This window comes from Pseudomonas capeferrum, from assembly GCF_013523055.1.
In the GTDB taxonomy this organism is placed as follows: Bacteria; Pseudomonadota; Gammaproteobacteria; order Pseudomonadales; family Pseudomonadaceae; genus Aquipseudomonas; species Aquipseudomonas capeferrum_A.
In genome coordinates, this window is the sequence record NZ_JAAMQM010000003.1 from 267,543 (window position 1) to 281,086 (window position 13,544).

Here is a 13,544-nt window from a genome sequence, read left to right on the forward strand (position 1 = left end):
GTAGCCCGTACATCCACAAACAGATTTGAGCCCAGGCTGACAGATGGGCTCTTCTGGAGGTTCTGGTGACCTATCGCTTCGATACCCTGACCGGCACACTCGATCGCGGCGTCCTGTTCGCCACCATCGACAATCCGCCCTGCAACATCATGTCGGTACAGATGATGGCGGATCTGACCGAGCTGGGTCAGCGGATTGCCATGGACGACAGTGTGCGAGTTCTGGTGCTGCAAAGCCAGGACCCGGATTTCTTTGTCGCCCATTTCGATACCTCCGTCGTTATACAAAAAACCATCGAGGGACTGCCCAAGCGGCCGAGGGAATTGAGCCCACTGCAGGCCATGTGCGCAGGACTTCGGGACAACCCGAAACCCAGTCTGGTGAAAATCGCCGGCCGCGCCGGTGGTGGTGGCAGCGAACTGGCGTCCTCCTGCGACATGCGCTTCGGCGTGCGCGGCAAGACCTTGATAAACCAGATGGAGGTACCGCTTGGCCTGCTGCCTGCTGCCTGTGGATCGCAGAACCTTCCCCGGCTGATAGGTCGCGGGCGGGCGCTCGAAGTCATCCTCGGCGGTGACGACCTGGATGCCGAGACGGCAGAACGCTGGGGCTATCTCAACCGCATCTTCGACAGCGTCGACGACATGAACCGCTTCGTCGATGCCCTAGCGTTGCGCATCGCCAAATGGCCGCCCCACGCGGTGGCCCTGGCCAAGGAGTCGGTGGGCAACATCGACCTGCCCTGGCGGCAGGGATTGCTGGACGAACAGTTGCTCGCCGCTCATGCCATACGCGATCCCTCGACAAAACGCTTGCTGCGCAAATTCATGCGACTGGGCGCGCATACCCGCGACGGCGAGGCACGCATGGGGGGCTTGCTCATCGAGGTCGCAGATGCGGTAGCCGCAGAATCGGAGCCCCCACACTCTGACCAACACTGACCACACCTATTCATCGCGGGTTGCCCGAGCCACAGGCCCGGTTTCTCGATCGAGAACAGCCACAACAATAAATAGAGGCTTTCACATGTTGATAAAAGAAAAGATTCATAGAGCATGGCTTTTGCTGGCGTTCTGTTGCCTGCTGGTGGCGACCATGGGCACCACGACCCTGCTGTCTTTCTTTACCTTGCCCGTCTCCACGACACTGGAGGTTCCACGGGCTGCCTTTACCCTCTACACCAGCATCATGTCCCTCATGGTCATCGTGTCCATGCCGTTCTGGGGCAGGATGCTGCCCAAGATCGGCATCCGGGCGATGGTCGCCATCTCCGGGGCAGGCGCCGGCCTTTCCTATATAGCGATGTCCTATTTCACCAGCCTGTGGCAGTTCTATGTCGCCGGCATCATCATCGGCTTTACCCTGCCGGCCTGCTCGTTCCTGCCAGCATCGGTGATCATCACCAACTGGTTCGAGCAGCGCAGGGGGATGTCCATGGGTGTCGCGATGGCCTTTACCGGGGTCTATGCAGCGATTGGCAGCACCTTCCTGCCCAGCATGATCATCGAAGCCGGTTGGCAGCCTGCCTACAAGCTGCTGGGAGCCGTCATACTGGCGCTCACCCTGCCAGTGCTTCCGTTTCTCTACAGTCATCCGTCGAAGCTCGGACTGCAGCCCTATGGGGCCAAGGAGGGTGCCCCATCCGGACCTACCGACACGCCAGCGGGCATATCCGCCAGGGCGGTTTATCGCTCGCCGGCGTTCTGGCTCGTGTGCATGGCGTTGTTCTTCGGGCATGCTTCCATCATCGGTTTCATCCAGCACGCTCCGGCCCATTTGACCAGCAAGGGTATCAGCCCGGTCGAGGCCGGGACCTTCATGGGCCTGTGCATGCTTTCCCTGATCGGCGCCAAGGTGACCCTGGGCTGGCTGAACGACCGAATCGGGACGGTCAACGCCAATCTTGTCTGTCTGTTCTTCGGCGCCATCGCACTGCTCCTTTTCACCCGAATGAGCGGACAGGCAGTCTTCTCCACCATCGGCGTGACGCTGTTCATCGCCTATGCCTTCGGCTATGCCTACAACAGCATCTTCCCACCACTTTTGATATCGCGGATGTTCGGCGCGACCAAGGACTTCGCCTCCATCTACGGCGTCGCCTATGCCCTCGCCTGCGTCGGTGTCGCCATAGGTCCACCGTTGTTCGGTACTTCCTACGACCTGACCGGTTCCTACGACACCATGCTGCTCATCGGCCTTGGTTTCGTCGCCATCTCCGCTGCACTGACCGTTCTTGCCATACGTCTGAGCGACCGCATGCCCAACGCCAGCCAGACAACAGACGCAATCGCACCCAGCAATTGCTGAAGGAGGTCTCACATGGCGCACAACAAGCGAGGACTGGAGGGAACCGTCGCGGTCGTGACCGGAGCGGCTCGAGGAATCGGCCGCGCCATCGCCGAACGCCTTGCCGGCGACGGCGCCCGCGTCGCCTGCCTCGACATCAGCCCAGCGCGCCTCGAGGCGTCCGTCGCGCAAATGCGCGCCGATGGCCTGGACGTTCACGCGTATGTGCTCAATGTCGCTCGACGCAGCGAGGTGCATGAAGTATTCCAGCGCATCGAAGCCGACCTCAGCGGGCCGCTGGCGACGCTCGTAAACAACGCCGTCTGGGCAAGCTATCAATCGATCGAAGAGATCGACGAAGAGACCCTGGAGAAAATGCTCGCCGTGGGCCTTAAAGGCATCGTCTGGACAACCCAGGCGGCGACGGCGCAGATGAAGCGGCACGGTGCCGGCACGGTAATCAACCTCAGCTCCGCAGCCGCTGTCCTGGCGCTCAGGAACTCCGTCGCCTACTGCGCCATCAAGGCAGCGGTAGCGGGTTTGACGCGGGCTGCCGCGCTCGATCTAGGCCCCCATGGCATCCGGGTGAACGCGATTGCGCCCGGCATGATCGGCACCCCTGCCTCACTGGGGAAATTCGACCAGGCCACTCTGCGCGCCAGGGAGAGCAACGTACCCATAGGCCGTTTTGGCGACGCCAGCGAAATTGCCTCGATAGTGGCTTTCCTCGCTTCGGCACAGAGCAGCTACGTCAATGGCGCGCTGATCATGGCCGATGGCGGCCTGACCATCGCCGGTACCTGAGCCATTCATTGGCCCATGAGGACAAGCACATGCAACGGCTACACAACAAACGCGCGATCATCACCGGCGCCGGCAGTGGTATCGGTCGGGCCAGCGCCCTGCGCTTCGCCCAGGAAGGCGCCCAGGTGCTGGTTGCCGGCCGCACTGTCGCTAGAGTCGAGGAAACCGCAGAGCTGATCCGCGCCGCTGGCGGCAGCGCCATTGCAATGGCGGCGGATGCATCGATCGAGGCCAACGTCGAGGCCATGGTCGCCCGCTGCATCGCCGAATTCGGCGGCCTGGAGATATTCTTCGCCAATGCGGCGACCTGGGTCGGCAACGTCTCCCTATTCGAGCAGACCGTCGCCCAATGGCAGGAGGTGCTGCGAGTCAACCTGATCGGCGCCTTCCTCGCCACCAAGCACGCCGGTCGCCATATGCGGGCTCAGGGCTTCGGCTCGATCATCTTCACCTCCTCGGTGGCGGCCTTGCGCGCCAATGCCGGGGATGCGGCCTACAGCGCCAGCAAAGCTGCCGTCAACTCCCTGGCGCAAGTGGCCGCCAACGAACTGTCCGGCACCGGCGTGCGGGTCAATGCCATTCTGCCGGGTCTCATCGAGACGGAAGGCACCCGGGCGCTGTTCGACGCGGCCAAGGCACGCGGCGCAGCTTCCCGGCTCGGCCAGGTCAATCCACTCAAGCGCCCCGGACAACCCGAGGAAATCGCCGCCATGGCGGCTTTCCTCGCCAGCGAGGATGCCTCCTACGTCAACGGCCAGGCCATTGCGGTAGATGGTGGGGTATCCAGCACGCATCCGTTCGGCCGCCTCGGTTGAGGTCATGTCAATCCCCTCGCCAATCATGAAGGAGCTATTCCGTGGATCTGGAACTACCGAAGAAGCTGACCGATTACCTCGCCGAGCTGGATGACTTCATCGAGCGTGAAATCAAACCGCTCGAAAATGAAAACGACAACATCCGTTTTTTTGATCACCGCCGCGAAAATGCGCGGACCGATTGGGAAAACGGCGGCCAGCACGCCAGGGAATGGAAAGCGCTGCTGGCCGAAGCGGTGCGCCGCGCCGACGCCGCCGGCCATTACCGCTATGCCCTGCCCAAGGCCTATGGCGGTCGGGATGGCAGCAACCTGGAGATGGCGGTGATTCGCGAGCACCTGAACGCGAGAGGTCTGGGCCTGCACAACGACGCAGCCACCGAGCACGCCATCGTTTCCGTACAGGTGCTCACCGCTCAATTGCTGATCGAGTTCGGCAGCGAAGGGCAAAAACGCAAGTACCTACCGGCGCTCCTCGACAGTTCCGCGGCCATGGCCATGGCGATCACCGAGCCCGGCCACGGTTCGGATGCCACCCACATGGAAACCGTCGCCCGGCGCCAAGGCGAGCACTGGATCATCAACGGTAGCAAGACCTGGAACTCGGGCGCCAATTGGGCCGACACCAACATGGTGTTCGCCCGCACCAGCGGCAAGGCCGGCGACGCCAAAGGCATCACTGCCTTCCTGGTGCCGCTCAAACCCGAGGCCACACCGGGGCATGTGGTGGAGGAGCTGTTGTGGACCTTCGTCATGCCCACCGATCATGCCAGCGTCAGCCTCACCGACGTCAAGGTTCATAACGACGATATCGTCGGCCACGAAGGCGAGGGCCTGACGATCGCCCAGCGCTTCTTCAACGAAAACCGCATCCGCCAGGCGGCGGCGAGCCTCGGGGCGGCACAATATTGCGTCAACGAATCGATCCGCTACGCCAAACAGCGGGCGCCCTTCGGCAAGCCGCTGGCGAACAACCAGGGCATCCAGTTCCCGCTCGTCGAGTTGCAGACCCAGTGCGAAATGGTCCGCGCGCTGCTCCACAAGACCGCCTGGCTGATGGACAGGTACGGAGCGGCCTCGCAAGGCGACAAGGTATCCATGCTCAACTTCTGGGCCAACCGGCTGTGTTGCGAGGCGGCCGACCGGGCCATGCAGATTCACGGCGGCCTGGGCTATTCCCGGCACAAGCCCTTCGAACACATCTACCGCCATCATCGCCGCTACCGCATCACCGAAGGCACCGAGGAAATCCAGATGCGCCGTGTCGCCGGTTATATGTTCGGCTTCATGCAACTGGGGGGCGCGGCATGAGCGGGCCGCTGGCTGGAGTGAAAGTCGTCGAGATCGTCGGGCTGGGGGCGGCACCGTTCTGCGCCATGATGCTGGCCGACATGGGCGCGGAAGTGATCCGCATCGACCGGCCGGGGGGCGGCGAGATCATGAAGTGGGTCGAGCCGCGCTTCGATGTAATGGCTCGTGGGCGGCGCTCGGTGGCCATCGACCTGAAAAAGCCGGGTGCCACCGAGGCGGTGCTCGACCTGGTGGCACAGGCCGATATTGTCCTGGAAGGCTTCCGTCCCGGTGTGATGGAGCGCATGGGGCTGGGCCCGGAGGCCTGCCTGGCGCGCAACCCCAGGCTGGTCTATGGGCGCATGACTGGTTGGGGCCAGGAGGGCCCGTTGGCACAGGCCGCCGGCCACGACATCAACTACATCGCCCTGGCTGGCGTGCTGCATACCATAGGCACGCCGGATACAGCGCCCGTACCGCCGATGAACCTGATCGGCGACTTCGGTGGCGGCGGCATGCTGCTGGCCTTCGGCATCCTCTGTGCGCTGCATGAGGCAGGGAAATCCGGCCACGGCCAGGTGGTCGACGCAGCCATGAGCGAAGGCTCGGCACTGCTCGCCGCGATGAACTGGGGCTTCAAGGCCGCCGGCCTATGGCGCAACGCGCGCGGTGCCAACGTCAATGACGGGGGCGCCCACTTTTACGCCGCCTATGCCTGCGCCGATGGTCACTGCATTTCGATCGCCGCAGCCGAACCGCAGTTCTATGCCCTGCTGCGCCAGAAACTGGGGCTGGACGACCCGGTTTTCGATGCGCAACACGACCATCGACGCTGGCCGGAGCTCAAGGCACGGCTCGCGGCAATATTCAAGACCCGGGCTCGTGCCGAGTGGTGCGCGTTGCTGGAAGGCAGCGATGTCTGCTTCGCCCCCGTGCTCGACTGGAACGAGGCCCCGGAACATCCGCACAACCGCGCACGCGGCCTGTTCATCGATATCGCCGGCGTCACCCAACCGGCACCGGCACCACGTTTCAGCCGCAGCTCGCCGCCGCACCCCGGTGCCCCTTCCGCCCCTGGTGCCGATACCGAAAGCGTATTGCGCGACTGGGGCTTCGCTGCCGGCCGGATCGCGGTGCTGCGCGCCAGTGGAGCGATCCCGCCGGCAACGGGCGACTGAACGTCCTGACCCAGCAACAGCGACGAGGAAGAGCCAGCATGTTCATTGACAATAGCCGCGCAGCGGTACAGGACTGGGACGCCGTTGCCCACTATCTCGCCGGGCAAGGCATGACCTTCGACCGTGAGCGGAAGATTCGCCAGTTTGCCTCCGGCATCGCCAATCTGAACTACCTCGTCTCGCTCGACGGCAAGTCGGCGGTGTTCCGCCGTCCGCCCGACAATGACGCGCCTCCCGGTGCCTACGACTTCGCCCGCCAGTACAAGATCCTCTCGCGGCTTGGAAAATGCCTACCGACCATACCGCTGGGACTGGCGTATTGCGATGACCCCAGCGTGATCGGCGTGCCTTTTCTGATCAGCGAGTTCCGCCAGGGTCTCGCCATCTCCCGCGAGCTGCCAGTGCAACTCGCCGCAGTGGATGACATCGGCGGCAAACTTGGCGCGCTGATCGTCGACGCCCTGGCGCAACTGCACCGCATCGACCCCGCCGAGGCCGGGCTCGCCGACCTGGGCAAGGCCGAAGGTTTCATCGCGCGGCAAATCCACGGCTGGCACAAGCGCGCCTCGCGAGTCATGTCGGGCGAGTCGATGCGCAAGGTCGAGCGACTGCGGGACTGGCTCGTGGCCCACCAGCCTGCCGAACGACCGGGCACCCTGGTGCATCTGGACTTCAAGCTGGACAACGTGCTGGTCGATACGGACAGCCTGAGCGTACAGGGTATCGTCGATTGGGAAATGGCGACCATCGGTGACCCCTGCTACGACCTGATGCTGATGCTTGTCGTCTGGGGTGAGCCGAACGACAGCCCGGTCTATACACAGCAGTGCTGCATGCCCTGCCGTGCTCCCGGATGGTGGACCCGGCGGCAGGCGCTGCAGGCCTACCAACGGCAAACCGGTATCCAGATGTCCGAGGCGCAGGTGAAGTTCTACTGGCTGCTGGCGATGCTGCGCAACGTCGGCGCGCTGGCCCAACTGATCGCCCTCTACCAGCGGCAGCCCATGCCCAATGCCAGCACCCTCGACATGCCCACCGTCCTCGCCACCACCCTGGACCACGCCGTCGACCTGACTGTCCGGCCACTCGACTGGTAACAGCCCCACAAAGACACCCGCCAATAACATGGAAAGACGAATGGAAATGCACTCCCGGCTCCCTGAGCAACACACCCGCTCGTTCGATGAAGTCCTCTTCAGGCGACGTTCGGTTCGCGGCTTCCTTGACGATGAAGTGCCCGACGAGCTGTTGCAGGAAGTCTTCAGCCTCGCCCAGCAAACGCCGTCCAACTGCAACGTACAACCCTGGATCGTCCATGTACTGTCGGGCCAGGCTTGCAATACCTTGCGGAAAAAGCTGCTCGCGGCGGCGAGGCTTCCCGAAAACATGCACCCGGACTGGCCCGTCGATACCCGCTACGAAGGCATCTTCCGCGAGCGGCAATTCGATGCCGCAGCCCAACTCTACGGTGCCATGGGGGTGGAAAGGCAGGACAAGGCCGGACGCAACGACGCCTTCCTGCGCAACTTCAGCTTTTTCGATGCGCCCCATGTGGCCTTCATTTTCCTGCCGTTGCCCTTCGACATCCGCCAGGCAGCGGACTGCGGCATGTATGCCCAAACCCTGCTACTGGCGATGACCTCACGGGGGATCGATTCCTGTGCCCAGGGCGCCCTGACCCTGTATCCCGACCTGGTGCGCGAGCAGCTCGGCGTTTCAGCGCAACATCGCTTGCTGTTGGGCATTTCCTTTGGCTACGAGGATACCGAAGTGAAAGCGAACGCAGCCCGTGTCGACCGGGGCGAACTCTCTCAGGCCGTCCGGTTTCACCGATGAATGACCAGGCTTCATGCGATTGCCCTGGAACATCGATTTCTTATGGACGAACACCCACGAGGGAACCCTGATGACACACCACAAGAAGAATGGATGGCATCGACTGCCTGGCTGCCTATACCTGGCCCTGCTCATGTCCTCTGCACTGGCCATGGCCGACGGCGCGGCAAGTCGCCAGGATGAGATCCAGGAGATGCGAACGCTGGCCAGCTCGGTGACGGCGAACGTGTTGATCTATTACAACCTCAACGGCACTCCCTACCACATCGGCAACGACGAAGCCTACAGAAACGACATGGCGCGCTTGCTCGGGATGGCCACGCAGTTCGACCACGGCGATATCACCGAGCAGGTACAGAATCTGGGCGCCGCGATCGCCGAGCTGAAGAACCTGCCGCAGTCCGCCACTGCGGCGCGTTCGACACTATCAGCCTATGCCCGCTGGCTCCCTCCCGTCCTCGATGCGCATGCCCAGCTCGACAGCGCGCTCGGCGCGCTCCATGACGAACTACCGCCGGCATCGGAAACCCGCCGTGCGCTGCATGATCTCAGCCGTGAGATCGGCCAACTGCTAGTGGAATACCAGCAGACATCCTTTCCCTACCTGGCTTCCGTCTGGCTTCCGGACAGCCAGGCCATGATCAGGCTGGATACTTCGGTGGAACACCGGTTCGCCATGCTATCCGCGCGGGATGTCCATCTGGCCCAATCCCTGAAGGCCCCCATCCAAGATTATCGCTTCGTGCGCCAGCGCCTGCTCACCTCGGGACAGTGGGCCCCGAATGCGGTTGGACGCTATCTGATACGGGCCATGCAGGCGCTGGATACGCAAGCCCGCGGGCACTGAACCTCATCGCAGGCGGGTGCCGGCCACTGGCGCGAGTGCCACGCAGGCCTCGCCGATCACTTTCAGCTCTCCAGCCTCGCCGGTCACCCGCACCTCGACGCGCGCCAGGCGCTCCCCGTCATGCTCGTTAATATCGAGGATCTCGCCACTGCATAGCAGCGCCGCACCCAGCTCCACCCGGCTGACGAAGCGCACGGAAAACCGGCGAATCCGCGACTGCGGTATCCAGTCTGTGAGAAAACGGCCAAGGTAGGCCATCGACAGCATGCCGTGGGCAAATACGTCAGGCAGGCCCGCCCGCCGAGCGAAGTCGCTGTCGATATGCACCGGGTTGTGGTCACTGGACGCCCCTGCGTAGAGCGCCAGCATGGTCCGATCAATAGGTGCCAAACGAAGTGGTTGAGGACCAGGACTATCAGCACCCCGACTCATACCGGCCTCCCGTCATGCTGCTGCACCCCCACACAACGCAGATCGGCAATATGCTCGCCCATGGCATCGGTGACTCGCGTTTCACGCACGAAAAACTCCAGGGCCCCGTCGCGACGGCTATAAATGTCGCTCAGCCGCGGTTCGAAGGTCAGTACATCACCGGCACAGGCTATCCGGTGATAGACGAACGACTGTTCACCATGCAGCAGACGCCCCAGATCCAGACCGAGCAGCCGTTGCAGTTCCCAGGGATCGGGGGAGTCGTTCTCCAGGCAGAACAGGAATGTCGGTGGCGCCGGAATATTGCGGTAACCGGCTTGCCGCGCCGCGGCCTCGTTCAGATAGACAGGATCGAGCTGCCCCGTGGCCTTGGCGAAAAAGCGCAGACGGCCCTTTTCCACCTCGACGCTGTGCGGCGTCAGGCAATGACCGATCAGCGTCCTGTCCAGCATGCTGCGCTCCCCATCATGAAAGCTGCGCACGCGCTTTCCAGTTGCCGAAAGGATTGAAGATGAAGTCGTCGATATTGCTTGCAAAGGCTTCGGTCAACTCCATATGAAAACCGAGCCTCGGCATCAGATCGACGATCCGCTGCGGAGCGAGATGTTCCGGCAGGTTCTCGCGACCGACCAGTTGGCCGAAATCGAGCGAGAAACTGCGCAGATCCTGCACACCCTGTCGCGTCAGCGCCGCCACGGTCTCGGGCATGTCGCGCACCAACCAGGTGATGTTGTGAATGGCCCGGCCTCGGCGCGCCAGCAGTTGCGCCCAGGGGGAATCCTCGGTTTTCGGGCGGCAGTACTGAAGAACCACATTGCCCAGATTCACATGGACGATATCGAGGGAACCCAGGCCACCGAGAAACTCAGCAAAGCTACCCTCGACCTTCCCCGAGTCGAACAGCCGCTGTAACAGAGCACAAGGGTCCTCCAGGTCATCGACGGCGAGTTCGACATGCAGAAGGGGAGACAAATTGCCGAACAGCGCGTCTCCCGGCAGTTCATCGTCGCCCGCTACCCTCGAACTGCCGGTGGCCCCGATCAGCTCGATGTTGAAACCGAGACGCGCCATCGTTGCAAACACACAGACAGATGCCTCGACGAGGCCCGTGGCGCTCTGCAGATCAATGTCCGAGCGATCGAGGACGGCAATCCCCTCCTGCGCGAATGCGGCCTCCGCGGACGTCAGGTCCGCGACGAAAAACGCCAGGCTATGAACCTGCGGCCCATGTTCCCTGAGTTGCCGGTGAAGCCGTCCATCCACCAAGCCCGGCTGGATGAATTGCAGCCGGACGTCACCGAGCCCCGCATGCACTATCCGCGTCGCATTCTCCTGTTGCGAGGACGAAGAGGCACGCTGCAACAGCGGGGCGTCGAAAACATCGCCGAGCAAACGCCCCGCCGCAGCCGCATCATCCACGATCGCGCTGATATGGCTCAGGGCTGATAGTTGTATCGACATACATCCTCCTCTCTCGGCCCAGGCATTCGCCTACCCTACCGTAGGGTACTGGGGCTGGCGTTTTTCGATGAACGCCGCCATGGACTCGCGGAAATCCTCGCCATGGGCGCACAGGGTCTGGTTGCGGTCCTCCATGGCTATCACCGCTTCCAAGCTCATGCCATCGATGGCATGACCCAGCGCCTCCTTGGTCAGGCGCAGCCCCAAAGGCGCGGTTCTGAGCATATCTTCTACCAGGGCACTGGCTTCCTCCTCGAGCTGCTCCGGCGCGACCACGCGACTGACCAGCCCCAGTTCGTAAGCGCGTTGTGCATCGATGAAGCGCCCAGTCAGCATGTATTCCGCCGCGACCGAGCTGCCTACCATGCGCGGCAGGAAATAGCTGAGACCCATGTCGCAGGCACTGAAGCCGATACGGATGAACGCGGCGTTCATGCGCAGGGTCGATGTGGCGATACGCACATCCGTCGCCAGGGCCAGGGAAAAGCCGCCGCCGCAGGCGGGCCCGTTGAGCAGGCCGATGATCGGTTGCGGGCAACGGCGCATGGCGATGACGATATCGCGGTAGCGGCGGGTAGACGCCAACCCCTCCGACACCGAAAGCGTCGAGGTCTGCGCAGCGTGTTCCGTGAGATCGAGTCCGGCACAGAAAGCCCGGCCTGCACCGCGCATGACCACGACCCGGATATCCTCGCGCACGTACAAGCCGGTGAAGAGGCGTCCCAACTCGTCGACCAGTTCGAGGTTGAGCGCATTCAGGACTTGCGGTCGGTTCAGCGTGACCCGGAGTACGGGTCCCCGCTCGTCCAGTTCGAGACAGTTGTATGTCATATTTGCAGCCTCCATACCCTGTTTGCTGCTCAAGTCGTGCGCTTGGCCTTGTCGGCGGCATTGCGTTCGTCGATCAGTTGGCGGGTGCGCCGCCAGTCTTCGTCGGTCAAGTTGGTCAGCTTGGCGAAGTTGCCGCCGGTCGCCGGGTACAGCCCGCCGTCGATCACGATGGTTTCGCCATTGATGTAGTCGGAGCCCGGCGCCATCAGGTAGACCGCCAGGTTCGCCAGCTCGGACATCTCCCCGGCGCGTTGCATGGGCACATCGTCGCCGGGTTTGGCGGCCCCAGTGGGATCCAGCCTGGCGGCAGCACTCTCGGTTGGAAAGACCCCCGGCGCGATGGCGTTGACGCGGATACCGCGCCCACCCCACTCCACCGCCAGGGATTGCGTCATCGCATTCAGACCCGCTTTCGACATGGCGGAGGGCACGGTGAACGCCGAGCCGTTCCAGACCCAGGTGACCAGCGTGGACAGGACGTTGGCTCTCTGGCCCGCCGCCAGCCAGCGCTTTCCGCATTCCAGGGTGATGTAGAAGGAGCCGTGGAAGACGGTGCTGGCAATCGCATCGAAGGCCCGGGGCGACAAGTCCTCGGTGCGGCTGATGAAGTTCCCGGCGGCATTGTTGATCAGACCGGTCAGCGCGCCGCCGTCGTCCCAGACACGCTCGAGCATGCTGGCGATGGCCTCGGGCTGGCGGATGTCGCAGGTCAGTGCCACGACCTTACCGCCATGCTGTGCCATCAACTCGGCGGCGGCCAGTTCGACCACGGCAGCGCGCCGTCCGCAGATATAGACCTCGCTGCCCAACATCAGAAAGGCTTCGGCCATGACCCGTCCGAGTCCCGTCCCGCCACCGGTAATCAGGATGCGCTGCCCGCGCATCAGACCCGGCCTGAACATCAAATCGTCAAGTTGCATCGGTGTCTCCGCTCATATGCGCGGGGGTTCAGGATCAACGCTCGAAGACGGGCGCGCGCTTCTCGAAGAATGCCTTCACACCCTCCTTGAAGGCAGGTGAGTCCAGCAGTTCGCGTTGCCGATCGCGCTCATAGCCGAGCTGGGCCACCAGATCCTGGCTGCCCGCCGCATCCAGTGCGCGACGCGCTTCGAGGGCGCTGTGCGGCGGTATCCGGGCCAGTCGCCCGGCGATAGTTCTCGCCTCGTCCAACAGCGCATCATCCTCGACACAAGCCCAGATCAAGCCCCACTCCTGCGCCTTCTGCGCCGACAGGCGCTCGCCCAGCAGCAGCAACCCCAGGCTCCGTGCACGCCCGATCCGTTGCGGCAGAAACCAGGTTGCCCCCATGTCCGGCACAATGCCCAAACGTGGTAGAAACGGCGTGAGGAAATAGCTCGAGCACGCGGCAATCACAATGTCCGCCGCCAACGCCAGCGCCACGCCCCCGCCTGCTGCAACGCCATTCACGGCAGCCACCACCGGCAGAGGAAACTGCTGCAACGCCAGAATGAGCGGATTGGCGAGTGCATCCATGGTCGCCGCAGCCCGCTCACCGAGGGACAGGCCATCGATATCGACGGCATCCATTTTCCCGAGATCAGCACCGGAGCAGAACGCCTGCCCCGCGCCGGTGAGAATCAATGCCCGCACCTCATCCCGTGTGCGCAGCCAATCCAGCGCCTCGATCATTTCCCGCAGGCTGGTCTCCGAGAGACTGTTTCGGCTGTCGGGCTGGCTCAGTGTAAGCGTGGCGATATGAGCGGAAATATCCACATTGATCGTCGAAAAACGCATAGCGGCACCT

15 protein-coding genes are annotated in these 13,544 nt (G+C 63.1%); 9 read left to right on the forward strand and 6 right to left on the reverse strand.

Annotated elements, in window-relative coordinates; translation table 11 throughout:
- The first annotated feature begins 65 nt into the window (after nt 1-65).
- From G7009_RS05185 to G7009_RS05225, 9 genes are all read left to right on the forward strand, one after another.
- Entirely contained in the window at nt 66-941 is an 876-nt protein-coding gene (locus G7009_RS05185) for an enoyl-CoA hydratase/isomerase family protein (RefSeq protein ID WP_058171453.1), read from the forward strand.
- 85 nt (nt 942-1,026) lie between these two features.
- Nucleotides 1,027-2,307 (forward strand): MFS transporter, encoded by a 1,281-nt coding sequence (locus G7009_RS05190; protein WP_058171452.1) that lies wholly within the window; start codon nt 1,027-1,029, stop codon nt 2,305-2,307.
- Nucleotides 2,308-2,319: 12 nt separating this feature from the next.
- Entirely contained in the window at nt 2,320-3,090 is a 771-nt protein-coding gene (locus tag G7009_RS05195) for an SDR family NAD(P)-dependent oxidoreductase (RefSeq protein WP_058171451.1), read from the forward strand.
- 29 nt (nt 3,091-3,119) lie between these two features.
- Nucleotides 3,120-3,905, forward strand: coding sequence for an SDR family NAD(P)-dependent oxidoreductase (locus G7009_RS05200; protein WP_058171450.1), 786 nt, complete (start codon nt 3,120-3,122; stop codon nt 3,903-3,905).
- Nucleotides 3,906-3,946: 41 nt separating this feature from the next.
- Nucleotides 3,947-5,215: an acyl-CoA dehydrogenase family protein gene (locus G7009_RS05205; protein ID WP_058171449.1), complete on the forward strand. Its 1,269-nt coding sequence runs from the start codon at nt 3,947-3,949 to the stop codon at nt 5,213-5,215.
- The gene (locus G7009_RS05210; RefSeq protein WP_058171448.1) at nt 5,212-6,372 is read left to right on the forward strand and encodes a CaiB/BaiF CoA transferase family protein; all 1,161 of its coding nucleotides are present in this window, start codon (nt 5,212-5,214) and stop codon (nt 6,370-6,372) included. The genes G7009_RS05205 and G7009_RS05210 overlap by 4 nt, the downstream gene beginning before the upstream one ends.
- 38 nt (nt 6,373-6,410) lie before the next feature.
- Nucleotides 6,411-7,469, forward strand: a complete 1,059-nt coding sequence (locus G7009_RS05215; RefSeq protein ID WP_058171447.1) for a phosphotransferase family protein — start codon at nt 6,411-6,413, stop codon at nt 7,467-7,469.
- A gap of 40 nt (nt 7,470-7,509) precedes the next feature.
- On the forward strand, nt 7,510-8,208 hold the full coding sequence (locus G7009_RS05220) for a nitroreductase (RefSeq protein ID WP_201024771.1): 699 nt from the start codon (nt 7,510-7,512) through the stop codon (nt 8,206-8,208).
- Between the two features lie 70 nt (nt 8,209-8,278).
- Complete coding sequence (locus G7009_RS05225) at nt 8,279-9,055, forward strand: hypothetical protein (protein ID WP_181128920.1); 777 nt, start codon at nt 8,279-8,281, stop codon at nt 9,053-9,055.
- A 3-nt stretch (nt 9,056-9,058) separates the two neighbouring features.
- On the opposite strand, the gene G7009_RS05230 is transcribed toward G7009_RS05225, so the two are convergent.
- Genes G7009_RS05230 through G7009_RS05255 form a run of 6 tightly spaced genes read right to left on the reverse strand, consistent with a single transcriptional unit; the run spans nt 9,059 to nt 13,534 of the window.
- Nucleotides 9,059-9,424 carry a MaoC/PaaZ C-terminal domain-containing protein gene (locus G7009_RS05230; protein WP_235583925.1) on the reverse strand — a complete coding sequence of 122 codons (366 nt, stop codon included), beginning with the start codon at nt 9,422-9,424 and terminating at the stop codon, nt 9,059-9,061.
- Nucleotides 9,425-9,483: 59 nt separating this feature from the next.
- Nucleotides 9,484-9,969 carry a MaoC family dehydratase N-terminal domain-containing protein gene (locus tag G7009_RS05235; RefSeq protein WP_308813312.1) on the reverse strand — a complete coding sequence of 162 codons (486 nt, stop codon included), beginning with the start codon at nt 9,967-9,969 and terminating at the stop codon, nt 9,484-9,486.
- Nucleotides 9,953-10,948, reverse strand: coding sequence for a VOC family protein (locus tag G7009_RS05240; RefSeq protein ID WP_058171443.1), 996 nt, complete (start codon nt 10,946-10,948; stop codon nt 9,953-9,955). Before G7009_RS05240 ends, G7009_RS05235 begins: the two co-directional genes overlap by 17 nt.
- Before the next feature lie 30 nt (nt 10,949-10,978).
- Nucleotides 10,979-11,779, reverse strand: coding sequence for an enoyl-CoA hydratase/isomerase family protein (locus G7009_RS05245; RefSeq protein ID WP_058171442.1), 801 nt, complete (start codon nt 11,777-11,779; stop codon nt 10,979-10,981).
- A gap of 29 nt (nt 11,780-11,808) precedes the next feature.
- Nucleotides 11,809-12,699: an SDR family oxidoreductase gene (locus G7009_RS05250; RefSeq protein WP_058171441.1), complete on the reverse strand. Its 891-nt coding sequence runs from the start codon at nt 12,697-12,699 to the stop codon at nt 11,809-11,811.
- Between the two features lie 34 nt (nt 12,700-12,733).
- Nucleotides 12,734-13,534, reverse strand: coding sequence for an enoyl-CoA hydratase-related protein (locus G7009_RS05255; RefSeq protein ID WP_058171440.1), 801 nt, complete (start codon nt 13,532-13,534; stop codon nt 12,734-12,736).
- Nucleotides 13,535-13,544: the final 10 nt, after the last annotated feature.